Here is a 19,505-nt window from a genome sequence, read left to right on the forward strand (position 1 = left end):
CGAGCGTTCTTTCTTCACGTATCCATTGTGACAATTGTTTCGATGACACGCGGCTGAGATTCGTCCGTTTGACATGAGAGATCGACGACAAACGGCGTCGGGTATTGAAACTCTCTCGACTGATGCGTAATTGTGATGATCGGTAGGTGGAGCTTCTCTGAATTAAGTTCTGTGACCACCGCTAACTCCTGTGTATTCAGTCGTACGCAACTATGAACTGGGTATATGCCGACTCTCGCGATAAATGACGATAGAATTCGATGATCGAGCCGGCCCTGCTGCGCTGCTTGGTACAAGCGTTGAAACGCCTGATGGGGAGTGAGGGGCGAAGTCCCGCCGAATCCGGTGATCAGTTCATCGTATTGATCCGCGATCATCAGGATACGCGTACGGTCCGTTGAAAGCTGTCGCGGCGTCTCGCTCCGGTCGCGGCCGTCGGTGACATCAGCATGGTGGTTGGCGATGAGATCCAAGACGGCGGGTTCAACTCCGCCTTGTCGCTGTAATGTGAGAACTGCGAGACGGGGATGCGTCTCAAACTCCTGTCGGTCGGCTTGGCACAGATTGGAAGCGCTGTGAACACGACGGACAATGGCCGGTCGAACCTGTAGGAGTCCAATGTCATGGAGCAGAGCGGCGATAGCAAGCTCCTGCAATTCCAGAGGGTTGAACTGAAATGTCTGGCCTATGACCAGCGACAAAGTGCAGGTAGCCAGCGCATGTCGACTGAGCGTGGAGTCACCGCTCCGGTTTTGACTCAATGCCATGAAAATGGAGGAATCGGTGAGCGTTCTCATGACGATCGTGATTTCTTGGACCGCTTCGGCCGCTTGCCGAGCATTGACCGTCCCTGTCTTGGCGATGGTCGCAAAAACGGATTGTACAGCTTGATCCAACTGTTGTTTGGCCTTCTTCGCCTGAGCATATTCCTCGTTCAGCTGGGCGAGGGCCTTGGTTCGTTTGAGAATGGTGGAATCGGTGATCTCGGACGCAGATGGGGGTGTATTCGATGATGACGGCGGCGGGGAAGCCACTCCTCGGTCGGGATCGACATCGACCGTCTTTACCCCTGCGCGCATCAGTTTTACGATCTGCGAAGTATCCTCGACCAGAAATGAATGGCGGAGGAAGGGCGAGCGAAACCACGGGAGGTCTAGGCCGGCAACGTACATGCCGATTCGAAGCTCGAAAATGGAAACTTGTATCTTTGCCATCGGGATACGGGCGGTGCCTGAAACGGTTTCGAAAAGAACGCCCTTCAGTATCGGTCGGAATTGGAGACAACTGTAGAGGAGAGAACCTTACGGCAGGCGGTCAGGCTGAGTGTCCGGATCAATGAAAGAAAGAGAAACTTCGATTCGAGGATCGGCTTTGTCGACATGTTTGTAGAGATGGGTTTCGACGATGCGATTGTCGTTTACGCCGAGGCCTTCGCAGACGGCATCTTGGGCGATCTTGAGACCGCTGTCGAGGTCGCGACGTAGTGAGGATGCAAAAAAGAACCGGATTGAAAGCGCCAGCGGTTCGGATTGAAGCCGGGTCTGGAAGGAAAGTCTGGACGGGCATTGCGCAAACGCGATCCACACTTGTTGGCGCACCTGCGTTTTATATGCGCGTCCGGCAGAGGATAACAATCGGCGCCCGTTCACTGTCGCATATTGATGATTAATGCTGGGTGGGACAGGCAGCGTGATCATGAGTCCGTCCGATCTGGCGATACGCGGATGCGATGGTTCCCGGACCGTGTTCAAGTTCGACGGGTTAGATTTCGTCGACACGGCCGCATCTTTGAGAAGCGGAGGTGTTTTCGCTGAGGACGGAAACCTTCCCTCCGTGCGATGGGAAACCGTGCGAAGAGGCAACCTTGATGAATAGGAATTGCGACGATGTCGGTTGGGAGGCATGGAGCTGAACTAGAGCAGGTTCAGGATCTTTGCCACGTTCTGATCATAACGGTCTTCAGTGCGAGCAATATACCGACGCCACTCGCTTGGATTCCAAATTTCCATTTTATGATACAAGCCGACGAGTATAATCTCCTGGTCTTCATCGACCGGTACAAGCTTTCGTAAGCGACCCGGAATCAAGATCCGCCCTGTCTTGTCGATGTCCGATGAGCCCGCTTCGGAAACGACAAAGTGCATAAATAAACGACTTTGGTCTTCATCGAGAGAAGTTCTTGTGCGTTCGAGAACTTTCTCCCATTCTTTCGTTGAATAGATCAACAATGACTGCTCCGGCCCTCTGAGAAACATCACGGCCTGGCCTTCGGCTTCAATTTGTTCACGGATCGGTGAGGGGACGATGAAACGCCCTTTCTCATCAACCTTACACAGGTACTCGCCAGCAAACATGTCGATATCCTAGTTTAGGAGTTCACGGCGGTTCGGGTTCGGTCGCGAATCCACTGCTCCAAATCCGAACGCACAAATCGCCATTCTTTTCCGAGCTTGAAGGCGGGAATCTGCCGACTCCGTAGATAGCGATAGAGCGTACGTTGTGTGATTTTGAGGTAACGGCATGTTTCTGTCGCCGTCATCAGTTCGCTCTTTGGAGTCATGCTCATCACTCCACCTGCCACCAAGGCTGAGAATGTGCATACTGCCTCCAGTATGTGGGTATTCTAGATATCGGGGTGGGAATGTCAAGTGAAAATGTATGACATTGCATGTCAAAGGCCGTCGGTATGGTCAATTGCTCCCAGCCAGGTGCGGCACGAGTACTCGTAAATGGGCATGAGTTGGACCTCCGAATCGCTCAGAAGGGATAGGGATGGCGAGAGAGGATACGGTCAGGGACGAGATTCGAATCCACGGTTCGCCCCAAGGTCAGAACGAATACGTCACCAGATCCTGCTCTGCGTAATGTCTTCGCACATTCGTTCACCGTCGTACCGGTCGTGAAAACGTCGTCGATGAGCAGAACGCGTCGATTGACGATTGCACCGGGGTGTCGTACCGAAAAGGCTCGACGAAGGTTTTTCAGTCGGCTCTTCCGAGACAATGTGGTTTGGGCTGGAGCGTGAGCGCTTCGGATCAGATTCGTGTACGAGACAGGAATGTTCAGATAGCGCCCTATCTGGTCGGCGAGCAGCAGGGACTGATTGAATTCCCGCTGCCGGAGTCGGTCACGATGCAAGGGCACGGGCATGATCACATCCACGAAATCAAGCTGGGGAAGCCGGTCGGTCATGAGTGCGGATAGCGGAGACGCCAGTGAGACCTTGCCCTGGTACTTAAAGAGGCAGAGCGCATCCTGGAGCGGAGGTCTGTAGGGGTATAGAGCCCAGGCCCTTGTATAGGAAGGCGGACGCTCGGCACACGATTGACATACATGGTTCGGACTGTAGGTCGTGGCAATCGCAGAAGGAAAGGGACGGTCGCAACGAGAGCACCGACCGGCAGGCATGAGGGAGATCGTGTTCCAGCAGTTCCCACAAAAGTGAGGGACCGGATCATCTCCCAGCAGGCGACCGCAGCTCGAGCAATGAATCGGTAGGAAAAGCCGTAGTGCACGGCGCATGAGACTTATGACCAATTCTGACATTCGTCTGGCCATCGGCTGACTGTCATCATTGCCTAACATATAGTTAGGGTAAAATACCCACCTGTGTCAAGGTTGTGGCCCTCTGATTCGTTGTGCTATAGGAATAAGAATTTCTCGAGGAGCACGGTCTGTCTTTGGAGAAATCGGCGTCGATATGGTGACATTGCGGCAACTTTCGAAAACCTATTCGCGCGGGGAGGCTGTAGTCACGGCCCTGCAGGGCGTAAATTTGGAGATTCGGTCCGGTGAGTTCTGTGCATTCGTAGGGCCCAGCGGATGCGGGAAAAGCACCCTCTTGAACCTTGTTGCGGGTCTGGACATGCCGACTTCCGGGGAGATCGTGCTCGATGGACGATCCACCACACACCTGACCAGCTACGACTGGACCAAGATCAGACGTGAAACCATCGGGATTATCTTTCAAGCCTTCCATTTGGTTCACGGCTTGACGGCTGAAGAGAATGTAGCGCTGCCCTTGATGCTGCGAGGTGAACAGGGAGGGGACATCGAAAAACGGGTGGACGAAATGTTGAACAAGGTTGGAATGAGTCACCGTCGCCGGCATCGACCCGCCGAGCTATCCGGTGGAGAACAACAACGAATTGCGATCGCGCGAGCGCTGGCGCATCGACCGCGTCTCTTGCTGGCCGATGAGCCGACGGGAAATATCGATTCTCATCAGGGAGCGGACATTATGACACTTATTCGGGAATTGGCGGAATCCGGCGGACAGACGGTTCTGCTGGTGACCCACAGCTCGCAGGCGGCGCAATCCGCCGACTATACGTGGAGCATGCGGGATGGACGGCTGGTCTCGCGTACCGAACGCACCACTGAACTGGTCGCTCCGTGATGAATCTTTCTACGACCATAGCCGGTGTCACCTTCCCGAGCTGTTTCATGAACGCAGCAGGCGCGTTGTGCGTCACGCGAGATGAGCTTGTGGCGTTAGCCAAATCCGGTACAGGAGCCATCGTCACCAAGTCGATGACGATTGAACCGCGCCAAGGGAACCCTGAGCCACGGTATTACGGGTTTCCGGGAGGATCGATCAATTCGATGGGGCTCCCCAATCTCGGCTATCAAGCCTATGCCGAATTGATTCCTCATCTCAAAAGTTTCGGAAAACCCGTCATGGCCAGCGTGGCCGGACTTGGCGAAGACGATTTCCCCACGATCGCAGAGGTCATCGACGCAGCCAAGCCGGATCTCATCGAGGTCAATCTCTCTTGTCCGAATATTCCCGGCAAACCGCAAATAGGCTACGACCCGGAAGCGTCTGAGCGGCTCCTGAAGAAAGTTCGCCGAAAGATTACGGTGCCGATGGGAGTCAAGCTGCCGCCTTACTTTGATCCGGCGCATCATGAGGTCATGGGTGCGGTGCTTGGGCGGTGTGGAGTAGACTTTCTCAACATGATCAATTCGGTCGGCAACGGTGTGGTGGTCGATCCGGAACGTGAAACCGTCGTGATCAAGCCGAAGGGTGGATTCGGAGGGTTAGGAGGGCGACTGATCAAACCGGTTGCGCTGGCCAACGTCCGGGCCTTCTATAAATTGTTTGAAGGGAAGATGCCGATCATAGGCACCGGCGGGATCGTCGAGGGCGTTGATGCCTTCGAACACTTCTTGTGCGGCGCGTCAGCCGTTCAAATCGGCACGGTGCTGGTGGAAGAAGGGCTGGATGTCTTTGCCCGACTCGAAGCGGAACTGACCGCAGTGTTGATGAAGAAGGGATATCAATCGATTCAGGAGTGCCGAGGCCGGCTCAAAGAATTGTAAGCTTACTTGGCGCCGAAATTGCGCGGCAATAGGTTCTGCTGCAGTGCCTGACGCAGGAGCTGGGCGACGTTCCGAACATTGAGTCGGCGCATCAGATTGAAGCGATGAACTTCAACCGTCCGCACACTGATGTCCAGCGAAGTGGCAATTTCCCGGTTGGTATGGCCGAGCGCGACCAAGCGTAGGATCTCGCGCTGGCGGGGAGTGATGTGGAGCGCGGATTTGAAGCGGCGATCGGCCGGTTGGAACTGCAGTGTCGCGGTATCCTGCTTTTTTGCCATCGGTACTCCTTATCGACGTTAGTCGGCAGTCTAGCAAACGAGAGAAATCGTGTAAATAAAACTGCCGATATATGCAAACGCCGTAGTGACCTGCAATTCCTCGCAAGGCATCAAATGAGGCCATTTCTGCGTACCGTGGTTCTCCTCTAAATCAATGTCCACGTTCGCTAAGGTTGTTGCGCTTTTACTGCTTTCACATCTGAAGCAGTGGCCGTTACGTACGCTGCTGACGATCGTCGGGGTGGCGCTTGGGGTGTCAGCTTCCGTGGCGGTACGGACCGCCAATGTCGATGTGCTGCGTTCATTCGAACAGGCGGTGCTGACAGTGGCGGGTCCGACCACTTTGGAAGTGTCAGGAGAAGAGACCGGATTGGATGAACAGGTCATCACTCGTATACGAAGGGTCACAGGTGTGACCTCTGCATCTCCGGTGATTCTACAAACGGCGGTTCGGGTGAGTGGAGACCGGCCGGACAACGCGACACAGGTGTTGGGACTCGATCTACTGGCCGAACTCAATTCACGCGGGTTTCGAATAAGCCAGCCGACGACGGAAAGCCGGTTGATGGACATGATCCATCCGCAGGCCGTGTTGTTGGGAGCGAAACTGGCGACTGAGTGGAATCTGTCGATCGATGACCACGTCGACTTTCTCATCGGGCCTGGGCGTCTCACGTGTCGGGTGGCCGGAATTCTTCGAAGCGAATCAGACCGGAACTCGTCATGGGAACGCATGGCCGTCATGGATATCGCCGCGGCGCAAGTTACGTTCGGCATGGTCGGAAAGGTGGATCGAATCGATCTCGTGACCGACACGAACATGTCCGTCGAGGAAGTAGCCGAAAGGATACGAACCGTTCTCCCTCCGCACCTCACCGTCGAACGGCCCGCAAATCGGACGAAGCAAGTCGAGCAAATGGTGCGTGCGTTCCGCCTCAATTTGACGGTCCTGAGCTGGGTCGGGCTCTTGGTCGGAATGTTTCTGATTTACAACACGATGGCGTTTGCCGTTGCGCAGAGGAGACGCGAGATCGGAATCTATCGGGCCATCGGGATGACTCAGTCACGAGTGGCGGCTCTGTTCTTGATGGAAGCCGGCTTCTTCGGATTCTTAGGAGGAACCGTCGGAAGCGTGGCGGGGATGGTATTGGCTCAAGAGCTCATTGCGCTGCTCAGCCGAACCATCTCGGATCTTTACGTACCCGTGGGCGCCGGCGAGAGCGGCCTGCTCTGGACGGCACAATTTTGGAATATCGTGCTCGAGGGGATCATCATCGGCTGTGTGGTCTCCATGATCGGTGCCATCGGTCCTAGTTTGGATGCCAGCCGCACTGCAACGGTGCGCGCCTTAGCTCCCGGTGATTACGAAGCCAGTCAACAGTTGAGGGTGGGAACCCTTGGCATCTTCGGACTGAGTTTGCTCGCTCTCGCAGGACTGTTGAGTTGGCCGGGACCCATTCGCGGGGTTCCTCTGTTGGGATATGCGGCCACATTGTGTTTGCTGGCAGGGCTGGCCTGTTTGGCGCCGATCTGTGTGACCGGATGGCGCCGCCGCCGATACGTGGGGCGTGAGTTCGGCGCGCGGGGAGTCATGAGGGGGATTGCGGTGGAGCATGCATCGCGCAATCCTGGCCGCAACGGAGTCACGGTTTCCGCCTTAATGGTGGGACTCGCCATCATGATCGGGGTGCTGGTCATGGTGCGAAGTTTTCGACATACGGTGGAGGTATGGGTGACCGATACAGTCCTGGCTGATCTGGTCGTGGCGCCGTCGATGTGGTTGCGCGGCACGGAGATCGGGAGCGTGGGGCGGAGTCTCCCACCCTCGTGGTTGGACGTGTTGTCCGCGACCCCCGGCGTGGCGGCGGTGGATAGCTACCGTGATGTGCGGGTGGAGGTCAACGGCCACCGTGTGGCCATCGTATCACGGGATTTGCGGTTGCATGCCCAATGGAGCCGGTATCTAGTACGGAATGGCGATTCCTCCGAACAACTCAATCGGGCTGCCGATACCGGCGGTCTCCTCGTTTCCGAGGTATTGGCCGACCGATTGGGCGTGCAGGAGGGATCGACACTTGAGATCATGACGCCGAGCGGCGCCAGACGATTTCCTATCGTGGCGGTGTTTTATGATTATTCGACCGACGGCGGCAAGCTCCTCATGGATCGAGCGCTCTATCAGTCCTTATGGCACGATGAATTGATCACGGTATTCCCGGTCTACCTGAGCGCCGGATCGAGCATCGATCCTGTGAGGGAACGAATTACGGAACGATTGAGCGACAAAGCCGCCGGAAGGCTCCCACCGTTGGTGATCAGCAACGCCGAGCTCCGCAAAGAAATTCTCGAAATCTTCGACCGCACGTTCTTGCTGACCTATGTGCTGGAAGCGATCGCCGTCGTGATCGCCATGTTGGGGATCGTCAATACGCTGATCACGTCCATCCTCGAACGGCGCCGGGAGTTTGCGACCCTACGGGCCATCGGCGGCAGCTCAGAGCAAATTCGACAGCTCGTGCTTTGGGAGGCGGCCTATCTCGGTGCAGTAGGAATTACCTTAGGTCTCATTGGAGGCGGGCTCCTTTCCCTGTTACTCATAAAGGTCATCAACAAGCAATCCTTCGGATGGACGATTCAGATGATCGTCCCGATCGGCGCTTTGGTTCAGGCGGTGACTCTCGCAGCGATTGCCACGTTGGTGGCGGGCTACTTCCCGGCTCGGTGGGCGGCGCGGCAACCGGTCATAGAGGGGTTGAGGGAAGAGTAATGTGCGCAATGCGGGCGGACGATGGACAGCGCAGGCTGACTTTCGAGATGTCCGTTGCGCGGTTCCCCAGCGCACGTCATGTCTCAGAGTCTCGGCCATACTGCTTCAATATGGATCGAAACTCTTCAGGAACGGGCATGGGCTGAAACGGAGGTACTCGGGCTCCGCCAGGATTGCCTATCGGTACCCAAATTCGTGAGAAAAGCAGTGCTCCCAGAATTCGTGGGATCTGACCAGTGATCTCAACGAAATCCCGGCGTCTCCATCCGACCTTGAGCATCCACCAGTGGGCCTTTGCGTGTTCAACAGGAAAGGATTGTCCCAAGATATGTGCGCGCTCAAGTTGGAAAAATGCAAGCTGGAGGTCACCAGCATTGTACTGAGCGACCGCTTCCGTCAGTTCTTTCTCATAGGCTTGTCGGAGCACGGGATGCATGCTCATTTCCAAGAGAATGGAGTCTCTCACTGTACGCTACAACCGAATCAGAAGCCAGGGTGTTGGGGAGAGAAAAATAGAAAGGATGGACCTGGGCGATCTTCCTCCGAGGCACTCACGATGCAACTCGTTTAAGCCCCGGTCGCTCGCAATAGGATGATCAAGAAACGGTCCAAGTGAGTGCTTCGACTCCTGCAGAACGAAAACATCGAAAAGGGCTAGCACTGGGAGGGCTGAAACCTGCCGGGAGAGAAAGTCTCCGAACACGCTGGAGGGATTATTAGGCCTTAGCGCGGAAAGAGGTCTCCATCGGTTGGAATCGACTAGACCTCACATTCTGAAAAGTCGCCACGGAGCGCCTTCAAGGTATATTTTTCGCGATCGATTTCCTTTCGGCTGCGCACTCCAAGGCGGCGCAGAAGGGGAAGGGGCGGACACCACCCCTCCACGGCGTGCTGAAAGAGAAACGGCAACACGAGGCCGGGGAGGATGAGCCATTTTCGACTACGGATGATGCCTAAACAGAGGCCGGAAAAGGCGAGGACCGATGCGTTCAACTCGAGCACGCGTTCGATATCCCATTCCCGGTCAAGCTCTGCAATTCGGCGAGTCAGCTCCTTCGCACTGCTGTCGGCATACGTCTCAACGCGTCTTTGTGCCTCATGATCCAACCGTCGGTTAACTTCCGGTGCCGTGTGTGCGCGAACACGATCATGGGTGTGTGTGGTCATCGTCGCCTCGGTCGGTTGAGGTTTTTTAATATTGTCAGAGAAAGAGCATGACATTCAGACACAGCAACCAAAACATGACCCACCTGATTGGCCTATTGCGGGAATCATCGGGGGATGCCCCGGTCCCCATGGAACGGGTATGGGTTTGACGCAGTCGGTACGTTAGTAGATCCTCGATCGGTCCAAGCGCCATGGCCACCTCCTCCCTGAGCGGGGAGAGCAATGCTGTCATTCTAGGTCGATGATCTCCGGTGCGAACCTGGGAATAGCCCCAGCAAGGATAGAGAGAAGAGCCAAGTGCCCTTTTCGACATGACGGGAGGAGTGGAGGTATTCACGAGAATGGGCTAGACAGGCTGCTCACTTTGAGCAAGGAAGGTGCGAGAAACTCAATGACCGTTTCGTACAATGAAGTAACGTTCCGACATCTCCTGTCGCGCAGCGGTTTCGCAGTTGGGAAGTCTTCCTTAGGCCCTACTTCCGCTTTGTCGTACAGTGCTATAAAGTGAACAAAGGAAAGAATGTGTTGGGGAGATGAAAATACGAACATTCCCTGTGAGTTTGTATTCCGTAAGTCGCTTTTCTCCAGCGGCATCCACCCGAGTAGAACCATCCCCCTGCAGAGGGGAGGAGAAATGTCATGACGCGAGATATCCTAAAGCGAATGTCCTGCAGCGCTATTCTAGTTGTCCCGCTATGCGCGACGCTTGGCTGGGCGTCTGAGGATGATCTTTTCCACAAATTACTGCAAACGCATTCATTGAAGTGTAAATTTTCCATTGTGTCCCAAACCTATTGGGAGGACGGCAATGTGACGATCAAGACTGAACCCGAAAAAGATTTTCTCCTTCATTTCGATAGCATTGATATTCAGAACCGCCATGCTCGATTGTTAGGAAATTTAGGGTCATCAGACGTTGGGCTTCTTCTAACCAATGGATCTCTTTCTTTTCTTGAAACCACCTCGAATGGGGGCGTCAATCTCACGACCATCTTTCCAGCCTACCGACGCGAATCACGCGAATTCATAGCCGTTTCATCGCGCCACCTCTCCGTATTCGGACCGTTTCCAAGTCAGCACCATGGCAGTTGTCAGGTTTGGGAAGGACTGTAGCGGTCCACTTCCCTCTTCTTTCCGAATCGCACACGACACATGAGTTTCCACGTTAAACCACGTGAAGGGGTGTACCGATTCGTGCCGCAATCGGCGGGAGATTGCCGGATGTCATGTATGCCAAGACTAGGAAGGTGCCCAGGTCATGCAGACGCGTCCAGACCTGTACACTTACGTATGAAGGTCCAGACAACGAGGAGGCGGTATGATGTCCATTCCAAGAGATATTCGAGCAGGAAGTGTATTGTTCCTGGGACTCGCCACTATCCTACAGATCGGTTGCATGGCATCGGGAGGAGACAAGATTATCAGTGGCCCATGTGACATACCATCTGGGCAAAATGCAATGCGAGCCGAACAAAGTGCCATGCGGGGAAGCCATCTGATTTCCGGCGAGGTGGTACGTGTGGAAGGCCCAACGTATGTACTAAAAGACGAGAGCGGAAAGGAAGTGAGCGTGCAGACCGATGAAGCAACGGAGAAGTCTCCCATTAATCAAGGAGACCGCATTTCAGCCAATGTCGATACTCAGAATCATGCCCTGTGGATTCGAGCGAATAGAGGAACGGATCGCCGAACCGAGCATGCTTCGGCTGACTGCAATCCGAGTTAGAATGGGCCTCTATTTGCCGTAGTACCCGTGAAAATCTCCTCGCTATCAGGGAGCTTATTGAACCCATCATGGACTACATGCGAGAGCATGATTAGGGACGGCGGCCAGGAGTCCACCATCTAGAGGGCGGAAGATGAAGAGGGGCTATGAATGGTGAACGTCTCGACCCTCCAACCACGCATGAGTATAAGGGGCGCATGATCTCGTTGGTTCCTCAGCAGGGCGAGGATGGAACATGGCGCTGCCATTATGTATTCATTCGATTCTCGCCAATACAATCGGCCTATATCACGAACTACCCTGATGGGGCCTTCGCGACTCGCCAAGAATCAGAAGGCGCGGCCCTGCACAAAGCAAAAAAGCTCATCGATTCCGTGATCCAACGGTGACCTGGATCGAACGGGGGACCCGCGGCTTCCGGCTCTTAATCACACGTCAGGGGCAAATGAAGGAAGGCGGTTGTCCCTTTTGCACGCGTTGAATCAATATAGCGATCAACCAAGCCATAGGCATCTAAAGTTTTGGTAGGTTGTCACAGCGCACTCCTATAGTCATAAGTTTTGATCTCCGTCGCGCTAATTCCTGGTACTACTGCTACAGGCCCATCTGGACTTCTGTTGCAAAAGGCCCCCACGAGGATCGGCTTCAACGATTCGTCCGCCATTTCCCTGTGAAACACACTCGAATTGCAGTGGCACTCCTCTTGCTGAAGTTCACTCATGTGAATTGCGAACGTAAGGCATGCTTGCAGCGACTGGGTTTCGTTCACGGGAAGCGACGATTATGGCTAACACAACGACTGTGTTGATCGTTGAGTGCGATCGAGACATGCGCCATCTGCTCCATGATGAATTCTGGAGCGCAGGTTATCGGATTCGCGAAGCCCAGGATGGCGAGGAGGCCCTCCGTGCCGTGCTGGAAGCGCCTCCCGATATTATCTTGACGGACCTCCACCTGCCCGCAGGAGCAACGGATTATATTTCACGATTGCACAGACTCGCTCCGCAGTGTCCCATTCTTGTCATGACGGCTTTCGGCGGAGCTCAAGTGAGAGACCATGTCATGCAGTCCGGGGCAAGCGCCTATTTTGATAAGCCCGTGCGTATCTCCGATATCAGAGCTAAAGTCGAGGGGTTACTCTTCAATTCGAATCGGAGAGTTTGTGATGGCAATCGGTAGTGGTAAGAACGGGATGCCGCTGTATCGCACATCAGGATCGGAAGCGTTCCTTGAGAGTCTGAAACCTGATCACAGCCGAACAAGCAGATAGTTCTGCCACAGATTGGTCAGTGCTCTTATGGGTAGAATACAAATTCACGCTTCCGCTCAGATGCTGGCCCATCCTCCGTGCGTGCGAAGCAAGGCCCGGGGATGGGCGCACATGATATCGAACATATCTGTCGCTAAACACCGGATTGAGGCGTAACAACATAATCCGATGAATGGATGTTCGGCGATGACTGCAGTCGCATGGCGCTCGTAGCGCATAAAGGCCTGGCGACGCTCTTCAGACAGAAACTGCCCCGGTCCGCCCACGGCACGAACCCCCGTATAGCCGAGCTGGCGAGCCATGGCCGGTAAGGCGGTCAGCCGATCCAGGGAATCGTCCACATCGAAGGCCCCGTCACCATACCAGTCTTCCGCAGACGAGATGTGCAGCTGCTTCTCGGCTTGCAGCGCTGGACCGTGAAGGCCGTGATTGGACAGTTCATCAAGGGCCACCAGAATGGTCAACGGGGGCGGAAGCACCCAGACACACAACTCGCGTTCCGCCAAACCGGCCTTCAGAAAGGAAGCAGTAACTCGCAGAAATTCTGTGGGCCGCCGATAGAACAGACAGAGATGTGATCCCAAGGGAATATCATGAATGCCACGAATACCACTGGCAGGCATGGGGGTACCCTCCTACGTGATATGTGGATATCTCTGCATTCTCCGGTGTCTCGCCGAGAAAGAGTTGATGAACCCAGAGTGGGAAGGATCGTTCGGCCATCGAGCGGCTCACAACGGGGCTTAGCGCGTTAGACCTGCTTGGGATATGTTAACCGGCCGGTCTACGCTGGTTTCCTCATGCCTATCGAATAATTCTCGCGCTATGTGGAACAAACAGTATGTCTCGGATGTACTTCTCGGGTGCTCTTCGCTATGGCCTCTTCCCTTAGGATACAAACCACCAAGCATCCTTGGATACGCCGAGGATAATCTCAACGTGTCGTATTCTAGGCTAGGAACACTCCCAAGATCTACCCGCCCTGTGGTAGTCGGCGTTACACCACAATAGGCTAGTCACCTGGATCGTCCTGGTTTTTACCGAACAGGACGGCAAGCCGCTTGGACATGTTCCGAGGGCCTCCGCTTCCTCATCCGTAAGGTCGCCCAGTTTCAGAACCCTTCGGCTGGCCCAGTGTAGTCTCGGACGCGTTGCCGGTGATCCTCGCGGTCACGTGATAGGCGCCTATAATTTGAATGGTCACAATCGTGAGACCAATGGACATGATGAGCGTCCTGAGTGGAATCGGAACTTTCTAAAGAGGATAGAGGCGCTAGGACTCACCCGAGTACGTGGCCCCTCTCTGGACGCACCTTGTGTCCGGCTTCAATTATCCACGACGGCTGCGTCTGCAGGTTGCTGACAGTGCGACGCCGGCTTTTCTCGGCCGCACTGTCTGAATGCATGTGCAACGGTGAGCGTTTAGATAAGAGGACCAACTCCGAAGTTCACAACACAGACTAGACGTTTCCCGAGGCCTGAGTCGCCGCACATTATCTCGTCTTGCCGCTTTCCCATGTCTTTCCCCAGTATTGAAATCCTTGAGGCTAGGCTACGGTATAACCAGCAAGGTCAGAGAGGCGAACGTTGATCAACACCAACCGGATTCGCTCAGGCGGTCCTGGTAAGCGGCGACCAGTACGGCAGGAAAGGCTTGAGCCGCGCTAGCAGAATAGACGCTACGTGAAGTGGGTCTGTATTTGCTCGACCGACACAGGTGTCACAACAGGAAGGAGTGAGGGATGAAGATACATAATCTGCTGCACTATATGACGGCGGTGACTGTGATGGTGATCGTGCCGCATTGGGTCTTTGCGGAAGGGGATTTAAAACCAAAGCCGCCGAAATCGTCCGTGGAAAAGCAAGCCACGGACATGACGGGTGGACAACCAGGCACTGTTGAGGAGTACGACGTGGTGCCCGTCCGACGCGGTGCCTTAGTCGATGAGAAGGGCGGCGCGCTCGATCAGGTCGTCAAAAACACAAAAGGAGAGACGCTGGGAACGATCGAAAAGCTGTTGAAGGATACCAAGACCGGAAAGGTGGAATATGCGGTCCTCGAGGTCGAAGGCACTAAACACCAACTGCCGCTTCAATGGAGCCAATTCAAGCAAAGCGGAGGACAGCTGACCTTGAATGCGACGAAAGAGGAACTGCAACCCTCGACCAACGCGACGCAGGCTACAGACAAGTCTCCGGACACGTCCACTTATATGGAGGAGATTAATAAGGTTCGGGGTCAACCGAAGCCGCAAGGCGTGGCTCCCGATGGGGGCGGCACCGACCGCCCAGCCGCTGTGGGTCCGATGGGTGAGTCCGAAGTTGGAGGTGCCGGTCCAAGCGGGACCAGGACACTTCCGCCCGGCGGCGCACCCGGTTATGAAGGGGATCACCCGAGCAGCAAGCGGTAATTTGACCCAATAACCATCGAGCCAGGAGGGCGATCACGATGTCTGTCATAGAGAAAGCTATTGATCTGAATGTTTCGGTCCGGACTGCCTACAATCAATGGACCCAATTTGAAGAATTCCCTCGATTCATGGAGGGGGTCGAGCAAGTCCGGCAGATCGACGATAAGCATCTGCATTGGAAAGCCAGTATTGGCGGAAAGCAGGAAGTATGGGATGCGGAAATCACCGAACAAGTTCCCGATCAACGGATCGCATGGCGGAGTCAACACGGGGCGAAGAACGAAGGGATCGTCATCTTTTCTCCTGTCACAGAGGGGAAGTCGAAGATCAACCTGCGCATCGAGCATGAGCCCCACGGAGTGGTCGAGAGAACGGATGATGCCGTGGGGGTGGTGTCTCAGCGAGTGGAAAGGGACTTAAAGCGATTCAAGGAGTTCATCGAGTCGCGTGGACAAGCAACCGGTGCCTGGCGAGGGAATGTGAGCTGAGCGAATAAGAACGCGCGCTCAGGTTTCATTACGGCACTCGCCTGAAGAATAACAGACGGAGGTTCTATGAAAACCATACTCCTATCGATGCTTGTGGTTGGACTATTGGGCTTTGGAATCGGCGGTACCTACGCAGCGGATCCTATGGCGGAGAAAGAAGCCAGTCCCACCATCAAAGAGCGACTGACCAAAGATTCGATCACGGGGGTTCTAATGAGTATTGTGGGAGAAAACTACTACATAAGAGATGAGAATGGCATAGACCGCAAGATTCATGTCGACAAGAGTACGAAGCTCGACAAAGTGCTGCCGGGTGATCAAATTAAAGCATACGTGACGGAGCAAGGCCATACAACGACCTTGCAGCGGGCGAACTGAGTGTGTATTCGGACTGATTGGGATCGCGCGCGGTATGACGAAAGGAATCAAGGGGCTCTCCCAGTACCGGCCGAGACAGATAAACGATACCATCATCCTAGAACAGAGCAGTGGACACGTTGTGAACCGATGACGGAAACGTTATCGAAGACATGATGGAAAGATTGCGCTGTTCGACAAGCTCCGTTCTTGAACGAGGACGGAGCTTTCTTTTTGACGTCAACAATCGGACAGAAGACAATGCGCCGCTGACGATGCAGGCACTCATGTAAGCGTTGCGCCGAGGCGAATCGAGGAGCTGCGCACATCGGGACAAGTGCCATCCGAAATACCATTCTTACCTTTGGGAGAACTGCAATTGCTTGAACAGTTGGTTGCGAGCAGGGATATGCGCCATCGTTGAGGCCGTCATATACTTCACAAAAGCCCATGCCCACGCAAAGGCATCCGGGGTTGCGGCTAGGCGTCCATCCAGCCAGCATTGCCCACAATGATCCTGAGACGCTCGTGATGTGGAGGCCGCACAGGCACTTGGAATTTCATGGGAGGTTGCTATGACAGCGGTACGGAAATTGTCAGATCCTGAGATCAAGGATCGGCTAAACAACCTGAACGATTGGGCCTTGGATCACGGAACGCTCTACAGAGAGTATAAATTCAATGATTTTGTCACGGCGTTCGCCTTCATGACCAAGGTCGCTCAAGCAGCCGAGGCGATGGCCCATCATCCGGAGTGGTCGAACGTCTATGACACCGTGAAGTTGCACCTGTCGACGCACGAGGTGGGCGGTATCAGCGAGCGCGACTTTGACCTCGCCCAAAAGATCGATCGTATAGTTGTAAATATGGCCCTTCCAGGACCAGATCGAGGAAGCTGAACGGCTTGCGCAATCTCTTCATAACTCTGTGAGCCGAAAGCTTCTGCCGAACGTCCGGCTTGAAAGGCCTGAGGGTGGTTGTCCTGGCAGGAAGGATAGGGTTCTTCCACATCGAACGTTCATGGCGAGTCTTCACAACGCTGCCCTGCCTCATCCAGGCAGTCGATAATACGTCACGAGAGCGCGCTGTCCACATTTGTGGCACATCCCTTCCTCGTTGGTGGGACCATAATCAGAGGCCGGTCGAGGGGCGAAGAGATGGGCATCGAGGAACTGTTTCTCTTCCTCCGTCTTCACTGTGTCTGGAAATAGCGTGTCGATGCATGGTTGGCAGTATTTGGCGGTTTCTATCATCGGTCCTCCGATTCAATCACCACTATTGAACGGAATCGATGCAACAGCAAGAGGAACGCGGCGCAAATACTTTGATGATTACTCACTGCACATTGTATTGGATTCTTGGGCAATGAACGATTGCAGAGTACGGCACCAGCGCTCGTTACCTCGTGATGTCTTCAACGGCTGCCGCCACATCACGGTATGAAGCTGCTCGCCCCATTATAGCGCTCAGGTGCATACCGGATCGATACGGCCTAGGGGTATCCCTACTTCCTTGCGAATCTAGCCCTATTCATAGATGGACTTGTCCAGGATTGAATAATTATCACCTTCATGATGTCGTCCAGCACATGGTTCGAATGAAGCATCCTCTTAACTCCGCTGCGAGTCGGTATCTAGCCGCCGCTCTTCTTGTTGCTCTCGGGTTGAGCACGTATGGCTGTAGCGATACAGGAACACTGAACCCGGAAGTCGAGCTCTCCAGACTGACAGTCAGTCCCGGCACCCTTCAACCGGGGTTCAGCGGCGGAACAACCTCATACCGTGTCGATCTGACCAGCAACATTGCAAGTGTGATCGTCACCGCCCAAGCGGCAGTGTCAGGCGACACCGTGACCATCGACGGTCAGGCGACGACAAGCCGTACCATTACACTGGATCCGGCAGGTTCGACGACGGTCGTCAATATTGTGGTTTCTGAATCAACGAACAATTCAAGAACGTACACCATTCGGCTGATCAGAGCGGGATTGGTCGGAGACAACTCATTACAGAGTCTGTCGGTCTCCTCCGGAACCCTGGCCCCCGCATTTGATGCGAACGTACAAAGTTATTCCGTCAGTGTGGCCAACAGCGTCGCAAGCATCAATGTCACACCCACGCTGTCGGATCCTGCTGCAACCTTCACGGTAAATGGACAAGCCGCGTTCTCCGGTCAAGCCCGTGCCATAACCCTCAATGGCCCAGGCCAAAGCACGAGCATCACGATTATCGTGACGGCTCAAAATGGCAATGACAAGGCCTACGTGGTGGCCGTAGGTCGCGGAATATCCGCCAACAACAACTTGCAGGGTCTGGCTATTTCACCGGGTGCTTTGTCCCCGGCCTTCAGCGCCGGCACGGTCGGCTATACGGTCAATGTGGCAACCAGCGTGACCAGTGTCACGGTCACCCCGAGCGTACAAGATAACGCAGCAAGCATGACCGTGAATGGCCAAGTCACGAACTCAGGTCAGGCTCAAACCATCACGTTGAACGGACCGGGAGCAAACACCTTTATCAATATCATCGTGAACCCTCAGAACGGCCCCTCCAAAACCTATTCGGTGAACGTGGTGCGCGCCGCCCTTGCAGGGACCAACAACCTATCAGCATTGACGGTGTCGCCCGGTCCCTTATCTCCCACCTTCAATTCCGGTGCGGAAGACTACTCTGTGAGTGTGGCGACCAGTGTAACTACCGTCACGGTGACGCCGACTCTGCAAAATTCTAGTTCCACGATGACGGTGAACGGGACACCCACCACCTCCGGACAGGCTCACCCCATTACGTTGCGTGCAGCGGGGTTGAGCACTCTGATCAATATTGTGGTGACGGCGCAGAACGGGGCTCAGAGGACCTATACGGTGGAAGTCGAACGTGCCGCATTAGGTGGGAACAACAACTTGTCCGCCTTGAACGTGTCTCCAGGCCCCTTGGTCCCTGCGTTTGCACAAAGCACTCTGACCTATACGGTAAACGTGGCAAATACCGTCACCAGCGTGAATGTTTCTGCAACCAAAGCCGATGCCAATGCCGTGATGTCTGAAGACGTGACAGCCGGAGCAGGAACAGCCACCGGCCAAGCATCCATACAGCTCGGCGGAGAGGGGACAGCGACGGTGGTGTTGATCGCGGTCACCGCCTCGAATGGGACCTCCAAGACGTACCGCATCACCGTGAACCGAACAGCTTCTTCGAACAATAACAACCTGTCGGCCCTGGCTGTCTCGCCAGGGTCCTTAACTCCTTCGTTCGCGGCGGGAACAGAGGACTATGCGGTACACGTGGCGACCGATGTCACGAGCATGAACGTTTCGGCGACCAAGGCCGACGCGAATGCCGTGATGTCCGGTTCAGTGAGCGCCGGGACAGGAGTCCCGACAGGACAAACGATCATATCGCTTAACGAAGCAGGAACGAGCACATTCGTGTCGATCACGGTGACAGCTGCGAATGGGAGATCGAAGACCTACTCCATCACGGTAAATCGTGCGGCCAATGAAGACGAGGGCAATAATGGCGGCAATAGGGGGAACGGTAGTAACAGAGGAAATGGAGGAAATAACGGAAACGGAAACAATGGAAATGAGGAAGATGATTAATGTCACCTGCTACGCACGTATCCATCCGGCTCGAACCATCCACTCATGAGACTGTTCTCCCGATAACGCGCTTCTGTTCATTTTTCGGAACAACGCACAGCAGTCATAAGGA

Annotated in this window: 22 protein-coding genes; 12 read left to right on the top strand and 10 right to left on the bottom strand. The window is 54.8% G+C overall.

Annotation, left to right across the window (positions count from 1 at the left end):
* Positions 1-14 precede the first annotated feature (14 nt).
* From H8K04_07630 to H8K04_07650, 5 genes are all read right to left on the bottom strand, one after another.
* Complete coding sequence (locus H8K04_07630) at positions 15-1,214, bottom strand: DUF3391 domain-containing protein (GenBank protein ID UVT17397.1); 1,200 nt, start codon at positions 1,212-1,214, stop codon at positions 15-17.
* 87 nt (positions 1,215-1,301) lie between these two features.
* Positions 1,302-1,778: a RusA family crossover junction endodeoxyribonuclease gene (locus H8K04_07635; GenBank protein ID UVT17398.1), complete on the bottom strand. Its 477-nt coding sequence runs from the start codon at positions 1,776-1,778 to the stop codon at positions 1,302-1,304.
* Positions 1,779-1,913: 135 nt separating this feature from the next.
* The gene (locus tag H8K04_07640) at positions 1,914-2,354 is read right to left on the bottom strand and encodes a hypothetical protein (protein ID UVT17399.1); all 441 of its coding nucleotides are present in this window, start codon (positions 2,352-2,354) and stop codon (positions 1,914-1,916) included.
* Between the two features lie 14 nt (positions 2,355-2,368).
* A complete protein-coding gene (locus tag H8K04_07645) occupies positions 2,369-2,566 on the bottom strand; it encodes a helix-turn-helix domain-containing protein (protein UVT17400.1) in 198 nt (65 codons plus the stop codon).
* A gap of 191 nt (positions 2,567-2,757) precedes the next feature.
* Positions 2,758-3,150 carry a ComF family protein gene (locus H8K04_07650; GenBank protein ID UVT17401.1) on the bottom strand — a complete coding sequence of 131 codons (393 nt, stop codon included), beginning with the start codon at positions 3,148-3,150 and terminating at the stop codon, positions 2,758-2,760.
* Positions 3,151-3,700: 550 nt separating this feature from the next.
* Here H8K04_07650 and H8K04_07655 point away from each other — a divergent pair.
* Positions 3,701-4,399, top strand: coding sequence for an ABC transporter ATP-binding protein (locus H8K04_07655; GenBank protein UVT17402.1), 699 nt, complete (start codon positions 3,701-3,703; stop codon positions 4,397-4,399).
* Positions 4,399-5,325, top strand: a complete 927-nt coding sequence (locus H8K04_07660; GenBank protein UVT17403.1) for a dihydroorotate oxidase — start codon at positions 4,399-4,401, stop codon at positions 5,323-5,325. Before H8K04_07655 ends, H8K04_07660 begins: the two co-directional genes overlap by 1 nt.
* Before the next feature lie 2 nt (positions 5,326-5,327).
* Here the strand turns inward: H8K04_07660 and H8K04_07665 are convergent, their stop codons facing one another.
* Positions 5,328-5,606: a response regulator transcription factor gene (locus tag H8K04_07665; protein UVT17404.1), complete on the bottom strand. Its 279-nt coding sequence runs from the start codon at positions 5,604-5,606 to the stop codon at positions 5,328-5,330.
* Positions 5,607-5,760: 154 nt separating this feature from the next.
* Between H8K04_07665 and H8K04_07670 the strand changes: the two genes are divergently transcribed.
* Positions 5,761-8,373 carry an ABC transporter permease gene (locus tag H8K04_07670; GenBank protein UVT17405.1) on the top strand — a complete coding sequence of 871 codons (2,613 nt, stop codon included), beginning with the start codon at positions 5,761-5,763 and terminating at the stop codon, positions 8,371-8,373.
* 76 nt (positions 8,374-8,449) lie between these two features.
* Here H8K04_07670 and H8K04_07675 read toward each other — a convergent pair whose 3' ends face one another.
* Both H8K04_07675 and H8K04_07680 read right to left on the bottom strand, forming a co-directional pair.
* Entirely contained in the window at positions 8,450-8,809 is a 360-nt protein-coding gene (locus tag H8K04_07675; protein ID UVT17406.1) for a DUF3703 domain-containing protein, read from the bottom strand.
* A gap of 323 nt (positions 8,810-9,132) precedes the next feature.
* Positions 9,133-9,540, bottom strand: coding sequence for a hypothetical protein (locus tag H8K04_07680; protein ID UVT17407.1), 408 nt, complete (start codon positions 9,538-9,540; stop codon positions 9,133-9,135).
* A gap of 639 nt (positions 9,541-10,179) precedes the next feature.
* Between H8K04_07680 and H8K04_07685 the strand changes: the two genes are divergently transcribed.
* From H8K04_07685 to H8K04_07700, 4 genes are all read left to right on the top strand, one after another.
* The gene (locus H8K04_07685) at positions 10,180-10,653 is read left to right on the top strand and encodes a hypothetical protein (protein ID UVT17408.1); all 474 of its coding nucleotides are present in this window, start codon (positions 10,180-10,182) and stop codon (positions 10,651-10,653) included.
* Between the two features lie 346 nt (positions 10,654-10,999).
* Positions 11,000-11,266 carry a hypothetical protein gene (locus H8K04_07690; protein UVT17409.1) on the top strand — a complete coding sequence of 89 codons (267 nt, stop codon included), beginning with the start codon at positions 11,000-11,002 and terminating at the stop codon, positions 11,264-11,266.
* Positions 11,267-11,412: 146 nt separating this feature from the next.
* Positions 11,413-11,655 (top strand): hypothetical protein, encoded by a 243-nt coding sequence (locus H8K04_07695; protein UVT17410.1) that lies wholly within the window; start codon positions 11,413-11,415, stop codon positions 11,653-11,655.
* Positions 11,656-12,049: 394 nt separating this feature from the next.
* Positions 12,050-12,445 carry a response regulator gene (locus tag H8K04_07700; GenBank protein ID UVT17411.1) on the top strand — a complete coding sequence of 132 codons (396 nt, stop codon included), beginning with the start codon at positions 12,050-12,052 and terminating at the stop codon, positions 12,443-12,445.
* 147 nt (positions 12,446-12,592) lie between these two features.
* On the opposite strand, the gene H8K04_07705 is transcribed toward H8K04_07700, so the two are convergent.
* Positions 12,593-13,159 carry an MEDS domain-containing protein gene (locus H8K04_07705; GenBank protein ID UVT17412.1) on the bottom strand — a complete coding sequence of 189 codons (567 nt, stop codon included), beginning with the start codon at positions 13,157-13,159 and terminating at the stop codon, positions 12,593-12,595.
* Between the two features lie 1,119 nt (positions 13,160-14,278).
* Here H8K04_07705 and H8K04_07710 point away from each other — a divergent pair.
* The 4 genes from H8K04_07710 to H8K04_07725 all read left to right on the top strand — a co-directional run bounded on the left by H8K04_07710 (position 14,279) and on the right by H8K04_07725 (position 16,691).
* Positions 14,279-14,947 carry a PRC-barrel domain-containing protein gene (locus H8K04_07710; protein UVT17413.1) on the top strand — a complete coding sequence of 223 codons (669 nt, stop codon included), beginning with the start codon at positions 14,279-14,281 and terminating at the stop codon, positions 14,945-14,947.
* Between the two features lie 38 nt (positions 14,948-14,985).
* Positions 14,986-15,435: an SRPBCC family protein gene (locus H8K04_07715; GenBank protein UVT17414.1), complete on the top strand. Its 450-nt coding sequence runs from the start codon at positions 14,986-14,988 to the stop codon at positions 15,433-15,435.
* A gap of 66 nt (positions 15,436-15,501) precedes the next feature.
* Positions 15,502-15,813, top strand: a complete 312-nt coding sequence (locus H8K04_07720) for a hypothetical protein (protein UVT17415.1) — start codon at positions 15,502-15,504, stop codon at positions 15,811-15,813.
* A 554-nt stretch (positions 15,814-16,367) separates the two neighbouring features.
* A complete protein-coding gene (locus H8K04_07725; GenBank protein ID UVT17416.1) occupies positions 16,368-16,691 on the top strand; it encodes a 4a-hydroxytetrahydrobiopterin dehydratase in 324 nt (107 codons plus the stop codon).
* Between the two features lie 150 nt (positions 16,692-16,841).
* On the opposite strand, the gene H8K04_07730 is transcribed toward H8K04_07725, so the two are convergent.
* The gene (locus tag H8K04_07730; GenBank protein ID UVT17417.1) at positions 16,842-17,045 is read right to left on the bottom strand and encodes a hypothetical protein; all 204 of its coding nucleotides are present in this window, start codon (positions 17,043-17,045) and stop codon (positions 16,842-16,844) included.
* Between the two features lie 344 nt (positions 17,046-17,389).
* On the opposite strand from H8K04_07730, the gene H8K04_07735 reads away from it, so the two are divergent.
* Positions 17,390-19,393 (top strand): cadherin-like beta sandwich domain-containing protein, encoded by a 2,004-nt coding sequence (locus H8K04_07735; GenBank protein UVT17418.1) that lies wholly within the window; start codon positions 17,390-17,392, stop codon positions 19,391-19,393.
* Positions 19,394-19,505 lie beyond the last annotated feature (112 nt).

The organism is Nitrospira sp., from assembly GCA_024760525.1.
GTDB lineage: Bacteria > Nitrospirota > Nitrospiria > Nitrospirales > Nitrospiraceae > Nitrospira_D.

Coding starts and splice junctions, on each gene's coding strand:
- H8K04_07670 (UVT17405.1), top strand. CDS start 5,761: ATGTCCACGTTCGCTAAGGTTGTTGCGCTTTTACTGCTTTCACATCTG.
- H8K04_07630 (UVT17397.1), bottom strand. CDS start 1,214: ATGGCAAAGATACAAGTTTCCATTTTCGAGCTTCGAATCGGCATGTAC.
- H8K04_07665 (UVT17404.1), bottom strand. CDS start 5,606: ATGGCAAAAAAGCAGGATACCGCGACACTGCAGTTCCAACCGGCCGAT.
- H8K04_07640 (UVT17399.1), bottom strand. CDS start 2,354: ATGTTTGCTGGCGAGTACCTGTGTAAGGTTGATGAGAAAGGGCGTTTC.
- H8K04_07660 (UVT17403.1), top strand. CDS start 4,399: ATGAATCTTTCTACGACCATAGCCGGTGTCACCTTCCCGAGCTGTTTC.
- H8K04_07705 (UVT17412.1), bottom strand. CDS start 13,159: ATGCCTGCCAGTGGTATTCGTGGCATTCATGATATTCCCTTGGGATCA.
- H8K04_07720 (UVT17415.1), top strand. CDS start 15,502: ATGAAAACCATACTCCTATCGATGCTTGTGGTTGGACTATTGGGCTTT.
- H8K04_07675 (UVT17406.1), bottom strand. CDS start 8,809: ATGCATCCCGTGCTCCGACAAGCCTATGAGAAAGAACTGACGGAAGCG.
- H8K04_07655 (UVT17402.1), top strand. CDS start 3,701: ATGGTGACATTGCGGCAACTTTCGAAAACCTATTCGCGCGGGGAGGCT.
- H8K04_07715 (UVT17414.1), top strand. CDS start 14,986: ATGTCTGTCATAGAGAAAGCTATTGATCTGAATGTTTCGGTCCGGACT.
- H8K04_07645 (UVT17400.1), bottom strand. CDS start 2,566: ATGAGCATGACTCCAAAGAGCGAACTGATGACGGCGACAGAAACATGC.
- H8K04_07725 (UVT17416.1), top strand. CDS start 16,368: ATGACAGCGGTACGGAAATTGTCAGATCCTGAGATCAAGGATCGGCTA.
- H8K04_07735 (UVT17418.1), top strand. CDS start 17,390: ATGAAGCATCCTCTTAACTCCGCTGCGAGTCGGTATCTAGCCGCCGCT.
- H8K04_07700 (UVT17411.1), top strand. CDS start 12,050: ATGGCTAACACAACGACTGTGTTGATCGTTGAGTGCGATCGAGACATG.
- H8K04_07730 (UVT17417.1), bottom strand. CDS start 17,045: ATGATAGAAACCGCCAAATACTGCCAACCATGCATCGACACGCTATTT.
- H8K04_07685 (UVT17408.1), top strand. CDS start 10,180: ATGACGCGAGATATCCTAAAGCGAATGTCCTGCAGCGCTATTCTAGTT.
- H8K04_07650 (UVT17401.1), bottom strand. CDS start 3,150: ATGCCCGTGCCCTTGCATCGTGACCGACTCCGGCAGCGGGAATTCAAT.
- H8K04_07710 (UVT17413.1), top strand. CDS start 14,279: ATGAAGATACATAATCTGCTGCACTATATGACGGCGGTGACTGTGATG.
- H8K04_07690 (UVT17409.1), top strand. CDS start 11,000: ATGCGAGCCGAACAAAGTGCCATGCGGGGAAGCCATCTGATTTCCGGC.
- H8K04_07680 (UVT17407.1), bottom strand. CDS start 9,540: ATGACCACACACACCCATGATCGTGTTCGCGCACACACGGCACCGGAA.
- H8K04_07695 (UVT17410.1), top strand. CDS start 11,413: ATGAATGGTGAACGTCTCGACCCTCCAACCACGCATGAGTATAAGGGG.